Source organism: Comamonas sp. FG99 (assembly GCF_057808605.1).
This window is the reverse complement of the sequence record NZ_JBMDII010000017.1, coordinates 13,237-32,816: the sequence shown is the minus strand read 5'-3', so window position 1 is coordinate 32,816 and position 19,580 is coordinate 13,237. Positions and strand designations below refer to the sequence as shown.

The following is a 19,580-nucleotide window of genomic DNA, read 5'->3' as shown; positions in this document are numbered from 1 at the left end:
AGGCACACCTGTTGCAGAAAACAGTCATGTTGCTGTCGTTTTTTATAGCTATTGGCATAGTCCCCATGCCGCCTGCATGAGGGAGGGCGGATAATCCGTAGCTATCGCGACTCGCCGCCAGGGGGCGGCGACGGGTGATTGCAGGAGAAAGCCCTCGATGCTTGCGTTCATTCTGCGCCGCTTGATACAGGCCGTCATCGTGATGGTGGCGGTGGCGTTCATCTCGTTTCTGCTGTTCCAGTACGTGGGCGATCCGGTGGCCATCATCCTGGGGCAGGATGCCACGCCGCAGCAGATCCGCGAGCTGCGCCAGGCCCTGGGGCTGGACCAGCCCTTCTTCGTGCAGTTCTGGCATTTCCTGGTGAACGCGGCGCATGGCGAGTTCGGCATCAGCCTGCGCCAGGGCGCCAAGGTTTCCAGCCTGATCGCCGAGCGCTTGCCGGCCACGCTGGAGCTGGCGCTGGTGGCCGCGGTGCTGGCGCTGGCGGTGGGCGTGCCCATGGGCGTGTATGCGGCGCTCAGGCGCGGCACGCTGCTGAGCCAGGTGTTCATGACGGTGTCGCTGCTGGGCGTGTCGCTGCCCACCTTTTTGATCGGCATCCTGCTGATCCTGGTGTTCTCGGTGCACCTGGGCTGGTTCCCGAGCTTTGGGCGCGGCACGGTCACGCAGCTGGGCTGGTGGAGCACCGGGCTGCTGTCTGCCAAGGGCTGGCACCATATCGTGCTGCCGGCGGTGACGCTGGCGATCTTCCAGCTGACGCTGATCATGCGCCTGGTGCGCGCCGAGATGCTGGAGGTGCTGCGCACCGACTACATCAAGTTCGCCAAGGCCCGCGGCCTGCGCGATCGCAGCATCTATTTCGGCCATGCGCTGAAGAACACGCTGGTGCCGGTGATGACCATCACCGGCCTGCAGCTGGGCGGGCTGATCGCCTTTGCCATCATCACCGAGACGGTGTTCCAGTGGCCCGGCATGGGGCTGCTGTTCATCCAGGCGGTGACATTCGCCGACATTCCGGTGATGGCTGCCTATCTGTGCCTGATCGCGCTGATCTTCGTGGTGATCAACCTGGTCGTGGATCTGCTGTATTTCGCGGTGGACCCGCGGCTGCGCGTGGAAAAGGGAGGGCACTGACATGCTGGCGCCACGTTATTCCGCTGCCGGTCGGGTGTTCGGCCAGATCGTGCAGTACCACCCGGAGCTGACCGCGTTCCGGCGCGATCTGCACGCCCATCCCGAGCTGGGCTTCGAAGAGGTCTATACCGCGTCGCGCATCGCCAAGGCGCTGGAGCTGTGCGGCGTGGACGAGATCCACACCGGCATCGGCAAGACCGGCGTGGTGGGCGTGGTCCGCGGCCGCCAGGACAGCAGCGGCCGCATGATGGGCCTGCGCGCCGACATGGATGCGCTGCCGATCAAGGAGGGCGGCGACTGCAACTGGAAGTCCGCCCGGCCCGGGCTGATGCATGCCTGCGGCCACGACGGCCATGTCGCCATGCTGGTGGGCGCGGCGCGCTACCTGGCGGCGACACGCCAGTTCGACGGTACGGCGGTGCTGATCTTCCAGCCCGGCGAGGAGGGCTTTGCCGGCGCGCGCGCGATGATCGAGGACGGGCTTCTCGAGCGTTTTCCGGTGCAGTCGGTCTACGCCATGCATACCTGGCCGGCGATGCGCGAGGGCACGATAGGTTTGAACACGGGGCCGATGATGGCGGCGGCGGACCGCATCCGCATCGAGCTGGTGGGCAAGGGCGGGCATGGCGCGCACCCCTACCAGACGAACGATGTGCTGCTGGCGTCGGCGCACCTCATCACCGCCATCCAGACCATCGTCTCGCGCAACGTGCGGGCGCTGGACAGCGCGGTCATCAGCATGTGCGCGATGGAGGCGGGCGACATGGGGGCCTTCAGCGTCACGCCCGGCTCGGCGGCCATGGTGGGCACGGTGCGCAGCTTCAGCGTCGAGGTGCAAAACCTGATCGAGCGGCGCCTGGGCGAGCTGTGCCAATCCATCGGCCAGGCCTTCGGCGTGACCACCAGCCTGCAGTACGAGCGCATGTACCCGGCCACCATCAATACCGTGCGCGAGGCCCGCTTCGCCGGCGACGTGGCGCAGCTGCTGGTGGGCGCGGACAACGTGGTGCGCGACCTGGTGCCCAGCATGGGCGCGGAGGACTTCTCCTTCATGCTGCAGCAGCGTCCCGGCGCCTACTTGCGGCTGGGGCAGTCCTCGGGCGAAGGCTTTCAGCCGCTGCACAGCAGCCAGTTCGATTTCAACGACAACGTGCTGCCGCTGGGCGCCGCGCTGCATGCCAGCCTGGTGGAGCGCGGCATGCCGCTGGTGCAGGGCGTGCCGGCGGAAGGCCCGGTGGGCGACAAGGAGTGACGCGGATGAAATCCATGGTGACGCGCTGGCTCGACAGCGATGTGGGCTACAGCTTTCGCAGCTCGCCGACGGCGATCATCGCGGCGGCGATCGCGGCGGTATGCGTGATCTGCGCGGTGTTCGCGAACTGGATCGCGCCGCACAACCCGTTCGATCTGACCACGCTGGAGCTCAGCGATGCGCGGCTGCCGCCGGTGTGGATGGAGGAGGGCAGCTGGAAATACATCCTCGGCACCGACGACCAGGGGCGCGACATCCTCTCGGCGCTGATGTTCGGCGCGCGCATCTCGCTGATCGTGGGGCTGGCGGCTGTGGCGCTGTCCATCGTGCTGGGGGTTGTCCTGGGTTTGCTGGCTGGCGCGAAGGGCGGATGGATCGATGCCTTCCTGATGCGCTTGTGCGATGTGGTGTCGTCGTTTCCTGCGATCTTGGTGGCGCTGTTAATTGCAGGCGTGGCCCGAGCCATTTGGCCGAATGCGGACACCGGAGTTGCGTTCGGGGTATTGGTTCTGGCCATTGCTTTCGCCGGCAGCAATGGCTGGGTCCAGTATGCGCGCACGGTGCGCGCCAGTACCATGGTCGAGCGCAACAAGGAGTACGTGCAGGCCGCGCGCGTGACCGGGGTGGCACCGATGCGCATCATGACGCGCCATGTGCTGCCCAATGTGCTCGGGCCGGTGATGGTGCTGGCCACCATCCAGGTGGCCACCGCCATCATCACCGAGGCCACGCTGTCCTTCCTGGGCGTGGGCGCGCCGCCGACCTCGCCGTCGCTGGGCACGCTGATCCGCGTGGGCAACGACTACCTGTTCTCGGGCGAATGGTGGATCGCGATCTTCCCCGGCATCATGCTGGTGCTGATCGCGCTGTCGGTCAACCTGCTGGGCGACTGGCTGCGCGATGCGCTCAATCCACGCCTAAGATAAAAAGTGAGCTGCTAGCGTATTCATACCAAGGGTTTCAAATATATTTGATGCTGAAACCAATATAAAACAAGCGCAGCCAGCTATGGTTTTAGCTAGCAACCTATTGCGGAATGACCCACGATGCCATTGCTTGAACTGAAGAACCTGGTGGTGGAGTTCCCCACCCGGCGCGGCGTGCTGCGGGCGCTGGACGATATTTCGTTCTCGATCGCGCCGGGCGAGATCCTGGGCGTGGTCGGCGAATCGGGCGCGGGCAAGTCGCTCACCGGCGCGTCCATCATCGGCCTGCTGGAGCCGCCGGGGCGCGTGGCCTCGGGCCAGATCCTGCTCGAAGGCCGGCGCATCGACAAGCTGCCGCACGCGCAGATGCGCGAGATACGCGGGCGCCGCATCGGCGCGATCTTCCAGGACCCGCTCACTTCGCTGAACCCGCTGTACACCGTGGGCCGCCAGCTGGTGGAGACCATACAGACCCACCTGGGCCTGTCCAAGGCCGAGGCGCGCCAGCGCGCCATCGAGCTGCTCCAGGACACCGGCATTCCCGCGGCCGAGGAGCGCATCGACCACTATCCGCACCAGTTCTCGGGCGGCATGCGCCAGCGCGTGGTGATCGCGCTGGCACTGGCGGCCGAGCCGCAGCTCATCGTGGCCGACGAGCCGACCACCGCGCTCGATGTCTCCATCCAGGCGCAGATCATCACGCTGCTCAAGAACATCTGCCGCACCCGCGGCGCGGCGGTGATGCTCATCACCCACGACATGGGCGTGATCGCCGAAACCTGCGACCGCGTGGCGGTGATGTACGCCGGCCGCGTGGCCGAGATCGGCCCGGTGCACGAGGTCATCAACCAGCCGGCGCACCCCTATACGCGCGGCCTGATGGCCGCCATACCCGATATGCAGGGCGAGCGCGAGCGCCTGTTCCAGATCGACGGCGCCATGCCGCGGCTCAATGCCATCCCGCCCGGCTGCGCCTTCAATCCGCGCTGCGGGCAAGTCTTCGAGCGCTGCCACGAGCAGCGCCCCGAGCTGATGCCGGCCGGTGCCACGCAGGCCGCCTGCTGGCTGCACGCGCCGGGCTACGCGGCGCCGCCCGCCACCGGCGAGGAGGTGCGCGCATGAAGCCAAGCACCGCCTCCGCGCCGCTGGTGCAGGCCCGCGACCTGGCCAAGACCTTCGACGTCTCCGCGCCCTGGCTCAACCGGGTGCTCGAGCGCAAGCCGCGCAGCCTGCTGCGTGCGGTCGACGGCGTGAGCTTCGACATCGACAAGGGCAAGACGCTGGCGCTGGTCGGCGAATCGGGCTGCGGCAAGAGCACCGTGGCGCGCCTGCTGGTGGGGCTGTACGCGCCCACGCGCGGCAGCTTCGCCTTCGACGGGCAGGATGCGCACGCGGCCTATCGCGAGCCCAAGGCCAGCACCATCCGGCGGCGGGTGCAGATGATCTTCCAGGATCCGTACGCCAGCCTCAACCCGCGCTGGACGGTCGAGCAGATCATCGGCGAGCCGCTGCGCGAGCACGGCCTGGCCACCAGCGTGGAGCAGCTCAAGGCCCGCGTGGCCGAGCTGCTGGTGCAGGTCGGGCTGGCGCCGCTGGACATGGCCAAGTACCCGCACCAGTTCTCGGGTGGCCAGCGCCAGCGCATCTCGATCGCGCGCGCCCTGGCCACCGAGCCCGAGTTCCTGGTGTGCGACGAGCCCACCTCGGCGCTGGACGTGTCGGTGCAGGCCCAGGTGCTCAACATCATGAAGGACCTGCAACGCAAGCAGCGCCTCACCTACCTGTTCATCTCGCACAACCTGGCGGTGGTGCGCCATGTGAGTGACCAAGTCGGCGTGATGTACCTGGGCCGCCTGGTGGAGCTGGCCGACAAGGCGGTGCTGTTCTCGGCGCCGCGCCATCCGTACACGCGCATGCTGCTCGATGCCATCCCCAAGATGCACGACACCGGCAAGGCGCGCACGCCGGTGCAGGGCGAGGTGCCCAACCCCTTGAACCCGCCCAGCGGCTGCGCCTTCAACCCGCGCTGCCCGCTGGCCAACGAGCGCTGCCGCAGCGAGCGCCCGCAGCTCATCGACGACGGCGGCGTCAAGGTGGCCTGCCATGCGGTGGAGGAAGGGCGGATCGGGCCGCAGGCGGCGGCGTAAACGCGTGACCAGGTTGCGGCGTAACGGCGTAACGGCGTAACGGATTCCGGGCCCGCGCTTGTCGATGTATTGCATAAGCGATACATTGACGGCATGAAAACCGCAACCATCCCGCCGGTGCGCATCGACCCGGCGTTCCGTGAGGAAATCGAGCAGGCGCTGGAGGCCGGAGAAAGCCTGGCGGCGCTGGTGGAAACTGCCGTGCGCCACGAGGTGAGCCGCCGCCGGCTGCAGTCGGAGTTCGTGCGCCGCGGCATCGCGGCGATCCAGAGGAGCGAGGCTGCCGGTGACGGCGTGCCCGCAGAGGAAGTGATCGGCCGGCTGGAGCAAAAGCTGGCCGCCGCCCGGGCCCGCAAGCCGGCATGAGCTACCAGGTGATCTTCAGCCGCGAGGCGGTGCAAGACCTGGAGCGCCTGTTCGACCACCTGTTGGAGCGGGAGCTGGGCAGCGCCACGGGCGACCTGGACCTTCCGGCCCGGGCGATCGCCGCCATACGCCAGGCCTGCCAATTGCTGGGGCGCAGCCCTTTCAGCTATCGCAAGGCGGCAGACAGTCCCTTCGTACGCGAACTCATCATTGCGTTCGGCGGCACGGGCTAGGGCCTGTTCACACCAATACGGGGTCGCGCAAGCCCGACAGGGCTGTCAATGCTAGGCACGCGACGCCGTGCGTGTGCTCACCCGCACAAGGAGCGCAACGACGCAGTGGCGGCCCTGCCGCACTTGCCCGAAGGGTTGAGCCCTCTTGGGCGGTCTGCTGCGTTGCTGTCTCTTGCAAGGTACCTACCTTGCTGCGGGCCAGCGCCTTGCAGCCCATCCCAAGAGGACTCAACGCGATCCCCGTGCTTTGTGTGAACAGGCCCTAGGTGGCGCTGTTCGAGATCGTCGACGCCCGCCGGGTCATCGTGGGCGCCGTGCGGCACCAGAGGGAAAGCGACTACCACTGAGTCAGGTGTAGCGCTTGGCGCGCAGGTTGTCCTTCATCTGCTGCAGCACCGGCTGCAGCGGCTCGCCGATGCGCAGCGCCACCGTGGTGGCCAGCACGTCGATGATCAGCAGGTGCAGCAGGCGCGAGACCATGGGGCTGTAACGGTCGTAGCCCTCGGGGTGGTCGGCGGCCAGGTGGATATGGCAGGCCTTGGCCAGCGGCGAGCCGCTGGCGGTGATGGCGATGGTGGTGGCGCCGTTGCGCCGCGCGATCTCGGCCGCATCCATCAGGTCGCGCGTGTGGCCCGAGTTGGAGATGATGATCGCGCAGTCGCCCGGGCCGAGCAGCGTGGCGCTCATCACCTGCATGTGGCCGTCGCTGGTGGACAGCGTGATCACCCCCAGGCGGAAGAACTTGTGCTGCGCATCCTGCGCAACGATGCCCGAGTTGCCGGCGCCGTAGAACTCGATGCGCTTGCCGGTCTGCCAGGTGGCGGCGATGGCGCTGGCGGCGGCATCCAGCGCCGAGCTGCTGGCCGCGTTGCGGTATTGCAGGAAGGCGGCGACCGAGTTGTCCACCACCTTCACCAGCACGTCGCCGGTCTTGTCGTCGGCATCCACGCTGCGGTGGATGAAGGGCACGCCCTCGCTCACGCTGCCGGCGAGCTTGAGCTTGAAATCGGCCAGGCCGTCGTAGCCCATGCTGCGGCAAAAGCGCACCACGGTGGGCTTGCTCACATGGGCGCGCTCGGCCAGCTCGCGCACCGGCAGCGTGGCGAAGGCGCGCGGGTCGGCCAGCACCAGGCGGGCCACGCGCTGCTCGGCGGGGGCCAGCGAGGGCAGGGAGGCGGTGATGCGGTCGAGCATTAGAACCTGCTCCCGGTCTTTTCATAGGGTGCGTTGCCCCGCAAAGGCAGTGGATGCAAGGCGCCCACCGCAAGCCGCACTGGTGTGCGGCGAGGATGGGCAACGCCGCAGACGCTGTCTTTGCGGGGCAACCCGAAGGGCATGACAGCAAACCGCCACGCTCGTTGTTGCCCACCTTGCCCAGGCCGCGAGCATGGGCTGCGGCGGGCGCCTAGATCGTGACGGTTTGTTGTCATGCGCACTCCATGAAAAGACCGGGAGCAGGTTCTTAAAACTCTTCCATCCAGCTGTGCCCGTCGCGCGCCACCAAGGCGCTGGCGGCGCTGGGCCCCCAGCTGCCGGCGGCATAGGGGCGCGGCATTTCGCCGCGCGCATTGGCCTCGGCCCAGCTGTGCAGGATGGGCTCCACCCATTGCCAGGCGGCTTCCTGCTCGTCGGCGCGCACGAACAGGTTCAGCCGGCCGGCGATCACGTCGAGCAGCAGGCGCTCGTAGGCGCCCACGCGGTGGCTGCCGAAGCGCTGGTCGAAGTCCAGGTCCAGCTCCACCGGCGCGAGGACTTGCACGCCATCCGCCCCGGGCTGGCCCTGGCCCGCGGCCATCAGGTGCAGGCTCAGGCCGTCGCGCGGCTGCAGGTGGATGACCAGGCGGTTGGCCTCGCCCAGCGGCGTGCGGTAGATGGCGTGCGGCACCTGGCGGAAGTGCACCACGATCGAGGCCTCGCGCCCGGCCAGCCGCTTGCCGGTGCGGATGAAGAACGGCACGCCGGCCCAGCGCCAGTTGTTGATCTCGGTGCGCAGCGCGACGAAGGTCTCGGTCTGGCTGCCCGCGGGCACGCCGGTTTCCTGGCGGTAGCCAGGCACATCGCTGCCGCCGAGCTGGCCGGCGCTGTACTGGCCGCGCACCACGTCGCGGTGGATGGCCTCGGCCGTCCAGCGCTTGAGCGAGCGCAGCACCTTGAGCTTTTCGTCGCGGATCGCGTCGGCGTGGGCGCTGACCGGTGGCTCCATGCCGATGGCGCACAGCAGCTGCAGCGCATGGTTTTGCACCATGTCGCGCAGCGCGCCGGTCTTGTCGTAGAAGGCGCCACGCTGCTCCACGCCCAGGCGCTCGGCCATGGTGATCTCGATGCTGGCCACGTTCTCGCGCCGCCACAGCGGCTCGAAGAAGGCATTGCCGAAGCGCAGCGCCAGCAGGTTCTGCACCGAGGGCTTGCCCAGGTAGTGGTCGATGCGGAAGATCTGCCGCTCGCTGAACACCTGGCGCACCGCGGCGTTGATGCTGCGGTTGGATTCCAGGTCGTGGCCCAGCGGCTTTTCGAGCACCACGCGGGTGTGGGGCGTGGCCAGCCCGGCCGCACCCAGCTCTTCGCAGGCCTTGGTGAACAGCGAGGGCGCGGTGGCCAGGTACATCACCACGGTGTCGGCCTGGCGCGCGCGCAGCAGCTCGCCCAGGGCGGCGTAGTCGGCGCTATTCGACAGGTCCATGCGCTGGTAGTGCAGCAGCTGGGCGAAGGCGGCGAACTCTTCGTCGCTCGGGCGCTTGTCGCCCTCGACCGAGGCCAGGCGCGAGCCGATCAGCGTACGGTATTCGTCGTCGCTCAGTGCATCGCGCGCCACGCCGATGATGCGCCCGCCCGCCGGCAGGCTGCCATGGCGGAACGATTGGAACAGCGCCGGCAGCAGCTTGCGCCAGGCCAGATCGCCCGTTCCGCCAAACAACACCAGGTCAAAGCTCATGAAACTTCCTGAAAAAAATGGCCTTGAATAATGTAACTCAGTTTCATAATCGCGGTGAAGTCTCTACAATCGCCGCCGAAACTGCGTTACCCTAGCGTAAACCCTTTCAGCCATTTTGCGAGACAAGACCATGAACCAACTCGATGCGCTCAAGGCCCAGACCACGGTGGTGGCGGATACCGGAGACTTTCACCAGCTGGCGCAGTACCAGCCGCAGGACGCAACCACCAATCCGTCGCTGATCCTCAAGGCGGTGCAAAAGCCCGACTATGCGCCGCTGCTGGCGCAGACGGTGCAGCAGCACCGCGGCAAGCCGCTGGACGAGATCATGGACCGGCTGCTGGTGCGCTTTGGCGGCGAGATCCTGTCCATCATTCCCGGCCGCGTTTCCACCGAGGTGGACGCCCGCCTGTCGTTCGACACCGCGGCGACCGTGGCGCGGGCCGAGCGCATCATCGCCCTGTACCGGGCCGAGGGCGTGCCCACCGAGCGCGTGCTGATCAAGGTGGCCTCGACCTGGGAGGGCATCGAGGCCGCGCGCCGGCTTGAGGGCCAGGGCATACGCACCAACCTGACGCTGCTGTTCTCGTTTGCGCAGGCCGTGGCCTGCGGCCAGGCCAAGGTGCAGCTGATCTCGCCCTTCGTCGGCCGCATCTACGACTGGTACAAGCGGCAGGCCGGCAGCGGCTGGGACGAGGCGGCCATGGCCGGCGCCAACGATCCGGGCGTGCAATCGGTCGCCGCCATCTACGATTACTACAAGCACTTCGGCATCGCCACCGAGGTGATGGGCGCGAGCTTTCGCAACGTGGGCCAGATCCTGGCGCTGGCCGGCTGCGATTTGCTCACCATCTCGCCCGAGCTGCTGGCGCAGCTGGCCGCGTCCGAGCAGCCGGTGCCGCAGGCCCTGTCGCCAGAGGCGGCCAGGCAGCGGCAGCTGGAGCGGGTCGAGTACGACGAAGCCGGCTTCCGCTACGCGCTGAACGAAGACGCCATGGCCACCGAAAAGCTGGCCGAAGGCATCCGCGCCTTTGCCGCCGATGCGCTCAAGCTCGACCAACTGCTGCAGGCCGCATGAACTCCCCATTGCACGGAAGCCACGAAAACCGGCTGCGCTGCGACCGCGCGCCCGCCTGGCAGCAGCTGCGCCAGCACTACGACAGCCAAGGCCGCGGCTTCGACATGCGCGCGGCCTTCGCCGCCGACGCCTCGCGCCTGGCGCGCTGGAGCCAGCAGGCGCCGCATCTGTTCGCCGACTTGTCCAAGAACCTGATCGACGAGCGGGCCCAGCAGCTGCTGCTGCAGCTGGCGCGGGAATGCGGGCTGGAGCGCTACCGCGACGCCATGTTCGCCGGCGAGCCCGTCAACAACTCCGAAGGCCGCGCCGTCATGCACTGGCTGCTGCGCCAGCCGGCGCAAGGGCTTCAGGACTGGCTGCCGCACAGCCCGCAGCCGGTGCGCGACGCGCTGGCGGACGTGCACCAGAGCCTGGAGCGCATGCTGGCGCTGGCCGAGCAGGTGCGCGCCAACCCCCACATCACCGACATCGTCAACATCGGCATCGGCGGCTCCGACCTGGGCCCGGCCATGGTGGTGAATGCGCTGGCCGACTGGCACCTGCCGGGCAAGCGCCTGCACTTCGTCTCGAACGTGGACGGCCACGAGCTGGGCCATGTGCTCAACCAGGTGCGGCCCGAAAGCACCTTGTTCCTGGTGGCCTCCAAATCCTTCACCACGCTGGAGACCATGGTCAACGCGCATTCGGCGCGCGAGTGGTTCCTGCAGCAGGGCGGCTCGGTCGAGCGCACGGCGGCGCTGCCGGTGGCCCGGCATTTCTGGGCGCTGACCACCAACGAGGCGGCGGCGGCCGAGTTCGGCATCGACACCACGCTGGGCTTCTGGGACTGGGTGGGCGGGCGTTATTCGCTGTGGTCGGTGATCGGGCTGCCGATAGCGATCGCGGTGGGCAGCGAGCATTTCCGCGCCATGCTGCAGGGCGCGCACGACATGGACGTGCACTTCAAGACCGCGCCGCTGGAGTCCAACCTGCCGGTGCGCCTGGGCCTGCTCGACATCTGGTACCGCAATTTCCACGGCTTCGCCACGCGCTGCGTCGCGCCCTACAGCCACGGCCTGCGCCGGCTGTCGGCCTACCTGCAGCAGCTGGAGATGGAGAGCAACGGCAAGGGCATGGATGCCTGCGGCCAGCGCCTGCCCTATGCGACTTCGCCGGTGGTCTGGGGCGAGCCCGGCACCAACGGCCAGCATGCCTTCTTCCAGATGATCCACCAGGGGCGCGACGTGGTGCCGGTGGAATTCATCGCCGCGCGGGTGGGCGGCGAGTTCCTCGAAAGCCACCAGAACAACCTGGTCATCAATGCCATCGCGCAGGCCCAGGCCCTGCTGGTGGGGCGCACCGAGGAGACCGGCCCGCGGTACTGCCCCGGCAACCGGCCCAGCACCTTCTTGCTGATGGAGCGGCTCAGCCCGATGTCGCTGGGCGCGCTGATCGCGCTGTACGAGCACCGCGTCTTCGTCAGCGGCGCGCTGTGGGGCATCAACAGCTTCGACCAGTGGGGCGTGGAGCTGGGCAAGCAGCTGGCCAAGGAGCTGTTCGCGCGGCGCGCGCGGCGCGACTGGGCGGGCGTGGACGCATCGACCGCGGCCTTGGTAGCCAAGCTGGCGCCTTGATATGGAAAATGTAGCTGCTGGCGCTTGAGCATCGGGCGTCGGCAGCAGATGTTGCCTTTTGCTCAACAACTGCTTCCAATCTGGCGCTTGGGCGGTGGCGGTGTGTCTGGAATACTCCAAGGTTTTGGGAATCCAGACAAGGAGACAACATGCCCCGTTCATTCAAGATGCTGGCCCTGGCGGCCATGGTGGCCGCGGCCAGCGGCGCCGCGCTGGCCCAGGGCAGCGGTACGCTCGACAAGATCAATGGCAGCGGCAAGGTGGTGGTGGGCGTGCGCGAAAGCTCCGCGCCCATGGCCTATGCGATCGGCGCCAACAACCGGTTCGGCGGCTACCATGTGGAGCTGTGCGAGCGCGTGCTCAAGGCCATCGCGCCCCAGGCCAAGCTGGAATACATGGCGCTCACCGCGCAGAACACCATGCCGCTGGTGGAGAACGGCACGGTGGACATCGGCTGCGGCCCCACCACCAACAACCTCACGCGCCAGAAGCAGGTGGCGTTTGCGGTCACCACCTATGTGAGCCAGGTGCGCATGGCGGTGAAGGCCGATTCGGGCATCACCAGCTTCAAGCAGCTCGATGGCCGCCCGGTGGCGGCTTCGGCCGGCACCACCGCGGTGCAGCTGCTGCGCAAGTACGGCAAGGACAATGGCGTGAGCCTGCCCACCACGCTGGGCAAGGACCATTTCGAGAGCTTCATGCTGCTGGAGTCGGGCCGTGCCGACGCCTTCGTGCTCGACGACAACCTGCTGGCCGGCGTGGTGGCCAACTCGGCCAACCCCAAGGGCTACAAGATCGTCGGCGAGGTGCTGGGCTCGGAGCCCATCGCCATCCTGTTCCGCAAGGACGATCCGGCCTTCAAGAAGGCGGTGGACGAGCAACTCGTCAAGCTCATGCAAAGCGGCGAGCTGGCGAAGATCTATGACAAGTGGTTCATGCAGCCGATCCCGCCCAAGAACATGGCGCTGAACCTGCCGATGAGCGACATGCTCAAGAAGCTGATGGCCGAGCCCAACGACAAGCCATTGGAAGCTTATTGATAGCGCTGCCGCAATCCCACTGCCACTGCCGATTTGACGATGACTGCCTTTGTCGCACCCGATGAGATCCGCGGCCGCTTTGCGCGCGCCATGTCCGAGATGTACCGCCAGGAGGTGCCGCAGTACGGCGGCCTGGTCGAGCTGGTGGCCCAGGTCAACGGCCAGGTGCTGGCGGCCCAGCCGCAGCTGGCGCAGGCCATGGCCCAGGCGGGCGAGCTGGAGCGCCTGGATGTGGAGCGCCATGGCGCGATCCGCGTCGGCACGCCGCAGGAGCTGGCCACGCTGCGGCGGCTGTTCGCCGTCATGGGCATGGAGGCGGTGGGCTACTACGACCTGTCGGTGGCGGGCGTGCCGGTGCACTCCACCGCCTTCCGCCCGGTGGCGCAGGCGGCGCTCAGGCGCAATCCCTTCCGCGTCTTCACCTCGCTGCTGCGGCTGGAGCTGATCGCCGACGAGGCGCTGCGCCAGCAGGCCCAGGCCATCCTGGCGCGGCGGCGCATCTTCAGCGAGCGGGCGCTGGCGCTGATAGCGCGCAGCGAGCAGGCCGGCGGCCTGAGCGATGCCGAGGCCGATGCATTCGTCGCCGAGGCGCTGGAAACCTTCCGCTGGCACAGCGAGGCCACGGTCGACGCCGAGACCTACGAACGGCTGCACCGGGCCCACCGCCTGATTGCCGATGTGGTCTGCTTCAAGGGCCCGCACATCAACCACCTGACGCCGCGCACGCTCGACATCGACGCCGCCCAGGCACCCATGCCGGCGCGCGGAATGGCTGCCAAGGAGGTGGTCGAGGGCCCGCCGCGCCGTGCCTGCCCCATCCTGCTGCGCCAGACCAGCTTCAAGGCGCTGGAGGAGGCGGTGCGCTTTCCCGGCGCTGGCGACGCCGCCCGGGGCACGCACACCGCGCGCTTCGGCGAGATCGAGCAGCGCGGCGTGGCGCTCACCCGCAAGGGCCGCGCGCTGTACGACGAACTGCTGGCCCAGGTGCGCGACATGGCCGGCGCCGGCCATGCGGGCGCGGGCTATGCGCAGCGGCTGGCGGCCGCGTTCGAGGCCTTTCCCGATTCGCACGCGGCCATGCGTGAGCAGGGGCTGGCCTTCTACCGCTATGTGGCCACCGGCGTTGCGGCCGATGCCCAGGCGCCTGTCGAGGCGCTGCTGGCGGCCGGCGCGCTGCGCGCCGAGCCCATCATCTATGAAGACTTCCTGCCGGTGAGCGCGGCCGGCATCTTCCAGTCCAACCTGGGCGGCGAGGAGCAAAAGCGCTACCAGGCCAACCAGGCGCAGCAAGCCTTCGAGGCCGACCTGGGCGCCCGGGTGCACGATGAGATCGCGCTGTACCAGGCCTTGCAGGACGAGTCGCTGGCGGCGGCGCGCGCCGCGTTGCGCCTCTAGCTGGAGACCATGGTGAGCCGTGCCGCCTACTTCTCGTTCGTGCCCGCATTCGCCGAGCCGCAGGGCTCACCGATCCGCGAGCTGTTCCCTTACCTGAGTCAGCCGGGCATGATCTCGCTGGCGGGCGGCTATCCCTCGCCCAGCCTGTTCGACCAAGAAGGCCTGGCCGCTGCAGCCGCGCAGGCGCTGGCCGCCGGGCCCACCGCGTTGCAGTATGGCGCGACCGAAGGCTCGCCCGTGCTGCGCGAGCAGCTGGCCGCGCAGTGCCGGGGGCGCGGCATGGCCTGCGAGGCGGCCGATGTGCTGGTCACCACCGGCTCGCAGCAGGGCTTCGATCTGCTGCTGCGCGTGCTGGTCCAGCCGGGCGATGCGGCCTGTGTGGAAACCCCGGCCTACCCGGCCACGCTGGCTGCGCTGCGCCAGGCGGGCGCGCGCGTGCTGAGCGTGCCGGTGGATGCGCATGGCCTCGATGTGGATGCGCTGGCCGGGCTGCTGGCGCGCACGCCCGCAGCGCAGCGCCCGCGGCTGCTCTACACCGTGCCCAGCTTCTCCAACCCCTGCGGCACGCTGCTCACGCAGCAGCGGCGCGAGCGGCTGGTGCAGCTGGCGCTGGAATACCGCCTGGTGGTGGTGGAGGACGATCCCTACGGCGAGCTGACCTTTACCAGCGAGCGGCCCGCGCCGCTGTATGCCTGCGCGCAGCGGCTGGCGCCCGAGGCCAATCCGGTCGTCTACTTGGGCAGCCTGTCCAAGACCGTGGCGCCGGGCCTGCGCGTGGGCTGGATGGTGGCGGATGGCGCGGTGCTGCGCCGCTGCACCGTGGCCAAGCAGACGGTGGACCTGTGCACCTCGCCGCTGGCGCAGAGCGTGGCCGCATGCTATTTGCAATCGGGCCGCTACCCGCAGACGGTGGCGCGAGCCTGCGCCGAGTACCGGCGCCGCATGCAGGCGCTGACGGACGGACTGGCCAGCGAGTTGCAAGGCCTGGTGTCCTTCGTCAAGCCGGCCGGTGGCATGTTCGTATGGGCATCATTCGAGCGCAGCATCGATCCCCAGGCACTGTTCCAGGCGGCGGTGGCAAGGCAGGTGCTGTACGTGCCCGGCAAGGCCTTCTATGCGGACGCGCCCGACCTGCACACCATGCGCCTGTCGTTCGCGGCGCCCGAGGTGCCGCAGATCGAGGAGGCGGTCAGGCGGCTGGCGGCGGCGCTCCAGGCATCGCGCTGAGCCGCGCAGGCGCCTGACTGCGGCTCGTCTATTGGACAATGGCGCCATGTTCCGGACAGAGCGCGCCGCTCGGGGCGGCGCAGCACGATGAAATACAAGCTACCACCCCTGGCACCGCTGCGTGTGTTCGAGTCCATCTACCGCCACGGCTCCATCCGCAAGGCGGCCGATGAGCTGTGCCTGACGCCGCAGGCCGCGAGCCAGCAGCTCAAGCAGCTGGAGAGTGCGCTGGATGTGCAGCTGTTCGAAAGAGGTGCACGCGGCCTGGTGGCGAGCGCGGACGCCGAGGTACTGTACCGCTACGTGGAGCAGGGCCTCGATGCCCTGAGCCGGGGGCTGGAGGCCCTGCAGGCGAGCAAGCGCAATGCCAGGTTCCACATTCAGGTGAGCCCGTATTTCGCAACGCAGTACCTGATCCGTGCACTGCCTGCGTTCACCAAGCACATCCCCGAGCTGGACCTGCGGATTTCCATCGGCGTGGAGTTGCCGCCGTTCGAGGCGTCGGACCTGGACGCCGCCATCGTCTGGGGGTATGGAGGCATCGAGCGCCTCGACGAGACGCCGCTGCTGGAGGACTTGAAGGTCATCGTTGCCGCGCCCCAGCTGCTGGCGCAAAACCCCATAGAGCAGTTTGAGGACCTGCGCCGGCACCGGCAGATTTCGCCGCTGAGCCACAACACGCTGTGGGCGGACATCTTTGCCATGCTGGGCCTGCCGGCACCGCAGCAGCATGCCAGCCCGCTGCTGCTGCACACGCACGATGCCATGCTGCAGGCCGTGCTCAGCGGCCAGGGCGTGGGGCTTTTGTCCTATGTGGACGCGCTCATCCACATCAACGGCGGCCAGCTGGTGGCCCCTTTCGGGGTGGAGCTGCTGCGGCAGCTGCCGCTGGAGAAGACGCCCAAGTTCCACCTCTATTCGCGCCCTGGCGCAACGGGAAATTCGGTGCTGGCCCGCTTCAAGCACTGGCTTCTTGCCGAGCTGTGCACGCCGCAGGTCATCGGCTATGCGTCGCGGCTGGCGGGCAAATAAAAGCGAGCCGGCCCTGCCTCATTGCACGGGGTCGCCATGCATGGGCGCGCCGGTGCGATCCTTGCTGGTGGCCAAGGCGATCAGCCCCACGATGGCCGCGGCAATCAGGTAGTAGGCGGGGACCACGGAGTTGCCGGTCTTGGCGATCAGCCAGGAGTTGATCATCGGCGCGGTGCCGGCGAACATGGCCACCGCCACGTTATAGCTCAAGGCCATGCCCTTGAAGCGCACGCTGGTGTGGAACAGGGCCGGAATGATGGAGTAGATGCTGCTCAGCAACATGGCCAGCAGCAGGTTCAGCACTGCCAGCGCTGCGACCTTGGTGCCGGCATCGCCGGCCATCAGCAGCTCGAAGCAGGGTACGGCTACGAGGACGATCAGCAGGCTGGCCGCCATCATCATGCGCCGGCGGGTGATCCGGTCCGCCAGCATGGCCAGCAGTGGAATCATCACGATCAGCAGCAGCTGCGGGCCCAGCGAGAGCTTCAGGCTGGTGGCCTGGTCGACATGCAGCGCGCTCACGAAGTAGGTGGGGATATAGGTCACTACGGTGAACAGGGTCACGTTGGTCACGATGATGATGCCTGCCGACTGGAATAGCTCCTTCATGTGCGTGTTGAACAGCACCTTCCAGCTTGCCTGCTGCAGCGAATCGTGCTGCTGCTTCATCGCCTGGAAGGCTGGCGTTTCCTCCAGGTAGCGGCGGATGTACAGGCCGATGGCGCCCAGCGGCAGCGCGATCAGGAAGGGGATGCGCCAGGCCCAGTCCAGGATCTGCTCGGCGCTGAAGAACACAGTCAGGATGGCCGAGATCGAGGCGCCGAAGAAAAAGCCCGCCATGCAGCCCACCTCGACCCAGCTGGTGAGCAGCGTGCGGTTGCGGTCGCGGCAGTACTCGGCCACGAAGATGGCCGCGCCACTGGCCTCGCCGCCCGCGGACAGGCCCTGCATCAGGCGCAGCACGATCAGCAGCAGCGGGGCCGCGATGCCGATGCTGGCGTAGCCCGGCAGCACGCCGATCAGAAAGGTGGCGATCGCCATCATGATGATGGTGATGGTCAACACGCGCTTTCTGCCGTATTTGTCGCCCAGCGAGCCGAAGAAGATGCCGCCAATCGGGCGCGCGAAGAAAGCAATGGCAAATGCCGCCCACGACGCGATGATCTGCATGCCGGGCGAGCTTGCCGCAAAGAACACCTTGCCCAGCACGGCGGCCAGATAGCCGTAGACCGAGAACTCGAACCATTCGACGAAGCTGCCGACCACGGAGGCGACGACGACGCGCTTGAGCTCGCCAGGCGCGATGGTCCGCGGTGCGATGCCGCCCGATGCGGGAGGCGAGGCGTGGGACGGCGCGCTCGCGGCCGCGCCGAAATCTGCCATGGAGGTCTGTGTGCTCATCGTGTGGCCCTCGGTTGGTCGATGGCGCCGGCCCTTTCGGTGCAGGTCCGGCGGAAATGCATGGGTGCATGCGGCCCGCGGCCGCATCCGCGGCCGCGCAGGGCGCACACCCTGGAAGGCGCAGCCCCGGGCTGCGTCAAGCCGCGTCAGGCGGGGTAGTCGGCTTGTGCCTGCTCCCGGCCGATATAGCCGAATTCGATGTCGCGCCGCACCAGCTCCGCGGGCCGAAGCGCCGGGTTGCCGTTGCCGCCGCCGCCGGGCAGCTCGAGGATCAGCCGGCGGCCCACCGGAATATCCTGCTTGCCCTTGCCGCGCAGGGGCGTGCCGTCATCGAGCGAGACGCGGCCGAGCGCGCCGGCCTGGCCGCCGTTGTGGCCGCGCGCGGCAAAGCTCACGCGGTCGAACATGGCGTTAAGGTTGAACTGGAAGCCGTCGGCCGCGCTGATCTCGATGCGCTGCCCGAGTCCGCCGCGCCAGCGGCCTGCGCCGCCGGAGTCGGGGCGCAGCTCCTTGCGCCAGATGATGATGGGGCCGATGCTCTCGGTCACCTCCACCGACATGGCCTGCACGCCACTGGGGAAGGCGGTGGCACTCAGGCCGTCGCTGGAGGGGCGAGCACCGGTGCCGCCGGTGTTGAACATCAGGATCTCGTGCTGCTGGTTGCGCGTGGCCTGTGTCACGCCCTTGAAGCTCATCTGCAGATTCCACAGCGAGCTGGCGCCTTCGGCCGGGATCTCTGCCTGGCAGATGGGCTGCAGCGCGCCCAGCACCACGTCGGGAAGCAGGTGGCCGATCACATGGCGCACCGACACCGGGCGTGGCCGCTGGGCATTGACGATGCAGTCCTGCGGTGCGCTGATCTCGAAGGGCTGCAGCGAGCCCCAGTTGTTGGGGATCTCGGGGGCGATGGCGCACTTGAGCGCATAGGACGCATAGGCCTTGGTATAGGTGAGCGGTACGTTGATGCCATAGCGGCTGGGCTCGGAGGTGCCGGCGAAGTCGGCCAGCAGCCTGTCGCCCTGGACGCTGATCTGCACCTTCAGGTCGACGGGCTTTTCATAGCCGTCCACCGTCATCGAATAGCCGTGCGTGCCGTCGGGCAGGGCCGCGATGCGTTCGCGCGTGGCGCGCAGGCTGTGCTCGAAGATGAAGCGCGCCAGCTCTTCCAGGTCTGGCAGCCCGAACTCGGCCAGCATGGCCTGCAGGCGCCGCACGCCGGTGCCGTTGGACATGGCTAGCGAGTGGAAGTCGCCGATCACCTGGTCGCGTTCGCGCACATTGTTGCGCAGGATCTCCATGAGGTCCTCGTTCAGCTCGCCGGCGCGAAACAGCTTCATCGGAGGGATGCACAGGCCTTCCTCGTACACGTCGCTGCCATCGGGGCCGAAGCCGCGGCCTCCGATGTCCACCACATGCGCCGTGGCCGCGCAGTAGCCAATGTGCTCGCTGCGTCCGCCGAAGCTGCCGAACACCGGCGTGACCACGGTGATGTCGTGCAGGTGGCCGGTGCCCAGCCAGGGATCGTTGGTTACCAGCACGTCGCCCTCGCGCAGCTGGGTGCGCTCGAATTTCTTCGCAAAATGCGCCACCGACTCGGCCATGGAGTTGACGTGGCCCGGCGTGCCGGTCACCGCCTGGGCCATCATGCGGCCCTGCTTGTCGAACACGCCTGCGGAAAGGTCGCCCGCCTCGCGCACGCTGGTGCAGAACGCGGTGCGGACCAGTGTCACCGCCTGCTCTTCAACCACCGAGATCAGGCGGTTCCACATGATCTGGTAGCGAACCTGGGTATTGCTAGTCATG

At 67.9% G+C, this 19,580-nt stretch carries 17 protein-coding genes; 13 read left to right on the top strand and 4 right to left on the bottom strand.

Going from position 1 to position 19,580, the window contains the following annotated elements; all coding sequences use genetic code 11:
- The first annotated feature begins 157 nt into the window (after positions 1-157).
- The 7 genes from ACODRX_RS13150 to ACODRX_RS13120 all read left to right on the top strand — a co-directional run bounded on the left by ACODRX_RS13150 (position 158) and on the right by ACODRX_RS13120 (position 6,059).
- The gene (locus ACODRX_RS13150) at positions 158-1,135 is read left to right on the top strand and encodes an ABC transporter permease (protein ID WP_488871957.1); all 978 of its coding nucleotides are present in this window, start codon (positions 158-160) and stop codon (positions 1,133-1,135) included.
- A 1-nt stretch (position 1,136) separates the two neighbouring features.
- On the top strand, positions 1,137-2,387 hold the full coding sequence (locus ACODRX_RS13145; RefSeq protein WP_488871956.1) for a M20 aminoacylase family protein: 1,251 nt from the start codon (positions 1,137-1,139) through the stop codon (positions 2,385-2,387).
- 5 nt (positions 2,388-2,392) lie between these two features.
- Positions 2,393-3,313: an ABC transporter permease gene (locus ACODRX_RS13140; RefSeq protein ID WP_488871955.1), complete on the top strand. Its 921-nt coding sequence runs from the start codon at positions 2,393-2,395 to the stop codon at positions 3,311-3,313.
- Positions 3,314-3,433: 120 nt separating this feature from the next.
- Positions 3,434-4,435, top strand: coding sequence for an ABC transporter ATP-binding protein (locus ACODRX_RS13135; RefSeq protein ID WP_488871954.1), 1,002 nt, complete (start codon positions 3,434-3,436; stop codon positions 4,433-4,435).
- On the top strand, positions 4,432-5,460 hold the full coding sequence (locus ACODRX_RS13130) for an ABC transporter ATP-binding protein (RefSeq protein WP_488871953.1): 1,029 nt from the start codon (positions 4,432-4,434) through the stop codon (positions 5,458-5,460). Before ACODRX_RS13135 ends, ACODRX_RS13130 begins: the two co-directional genes overlap by 4 nt.
- Before the next feature lie 93 nt (positions 5,461-5,553).
- Positions 5,554-5,826, top strand: coding sequence for a YlcI/YnfO family protein (locus ACODRX_RS13125; RefSeq protein WP_488871952.1), 273 nt, complete (start codon positions 5,554-5,556; stop codon positions 5,824-5,826).
- The gene (locus tag ACODRX_RS13120) at positions 5,823-6,059 is read left to right on the top strand and encodes a type II toxin-antitoxin system RelE/ParE family toxin (protein WP_488871951.1); all 237 of its coding nucleotides are present in this window, start codon (positions 5,823-5,825) and stop codon (positions 6,057-6,059) included. The genes ACODRX_RS13125 and ACODRX_RS13120 overlap by 4 nt, the downstream gene beginning before the upstream one ends.
- Positions 6,060-6,407: 348 nt before the next feature.
- Here the strand turns inward: ACODRX_RS13120 and ACODRX_RS13115 are convergent, their stop codons facing one another.
- Together ACODRX_RS13115 and zwf are read right to left on the bottom strand one after the other, a co-directional pair.
- Complete coding sequence (locus ACODRX_RS13115; RefSeq protein WP_488871950.1) at positions 6,408-7,253, bottom strand: MurR/RpiR family transcriptional regulator; 846 nt, start codon at positions 7,251-7,253, stop codon at positions 6,408-6,410.
- A gap of 268 nt (positions 7,254-7,521) precedes the next feature.
- Positions 7,522-8,991: a glucose-6-phosphate dehydrogenase gene (zwf, locus tag ACODRX_RS13110; RefSeq protein WP_488871949.1), complete on the bottom strand. Its 1,470-nt coding sequence runs from the start codon at positions 8,989-8,991 to the stop codon at positions 7,522-7,524.
- Between the two features lie 130 nt (positions 8,992-9,121).
- On the opposite strand from zwf, the gene tal reads away from it, so the two are divergent.
- The 6 genes from tal to ACODRX_RS13080 all read left to right on the top strand — a co-directional run bounded on the left by tal (position 9,122) and on the right by ACODRX_RS13080 (position 16,376).
- Positions 9,122-10,069: a transaldolase gene (tal, locus tag ACODRX_RS13105; protein ID WP_488871948.1), complete on the top strand. Its 948-nt coding sequence runs from the start codon at positions 9,122-9,124 to the stop codon at positions 10,067-10,069.
- The gene (gene pgi, locus ACODRX_RS13100; RefSeq protein WP_488871947.1) at positions 10,066-11,682 is read left to right on the top strand and encodes a glucose-6-phosphate isomerase; all 1,617 of its coding nucleotides are present in this window, start codon (positions 10,066-10,068) and stop codon (positions 11,680-11,682) included. Before tal ends, pgi begins: the two co-directional genes overlap by 4 nt.
- A gap of 149 nt (positions 11,683-11,831) precedes the next feature.
- Positions 11,832-12,722, top strand: coding sequence for a transporter substrate-binding domain-containing protein (locus ACODRX_RS13095; protein WP_488871946.1), 891 nt, complete (start codon positions 11,832-11,834; stop codon positions 12,720-12,722).
- Positions 12,723-12,761: 39 nt separating this feature from the next.
- The gene (gene hglS / locus ACODRX_RS13090) at positions 12,762-14,117 is read left to right on the top strand and encodes a 2-oxoadipate dioxygenase/decarboxylase HglS (protein ID WP_488871945.1); all 1,356 of its coding nucleotides are present in this window, start codon (positions 12,762-12,764) and stop codon (positions 14,115-14,117) included.
- Positions 14,118-14,126: 9 nt separating this feature from the next.
- On the top strand, positions 14,127-15,344 hold the full coding sequence (locus ACODRX_RS13085) for an aminotransferase-like domain-containing protein (protein ID WP_488871944.1): 1,218 nt from the start codon (positions 14,127-14,129) through the stop codon (positions 15,342-15,344).
- Positions 15,345-15,431: 87 nt separating this feature from the next.
- The gene (locus ACODRX_RS13080; protein WP_488871943.1) at positions 15,432-16,376 is read left to right on the top strand and encodes a LysR substrate-binding domain-containing protein; all 945 of its coding nucleotides are present in this window, start codon (positions 15,432-15,434) and stop codon (positions 16,374-16,376) included.
- A gap of 18 nt (positions 16,377-16,394) precedes the next feature.
- Here the strand turns inward: ACODRX_RS13080 and ACODRX_RS13075 are convergent, their stop codons facing one another.
- Positions 16,395-17,777: an MFS transporter gene (locus ACODRX_RS13075; RefSeq protein WP_488871942.1), complete on the bottom strand. Its 1,383-nt coding sequence runs from the start codon at positions 17,775-17,777 to the stop codon at positions 16,395-16,397.
- Between the two features lie 146 nt (positions 17,778-17,923).
- The gene (locus ACODRX_RS13070; protein ID WP_488871941.1) at positions 17,924-19,579 is read right to left on the bottom strand and encodes a hydantoinase B/oxoprolinase family protein; all 1,656 of its coding nucleotides are present in this window, start codon (positions 19,577-19,579) and stop codon (positions 17,924-17,926) included.
- Position 19,580 lies beyond the last annotated feature (1 nt).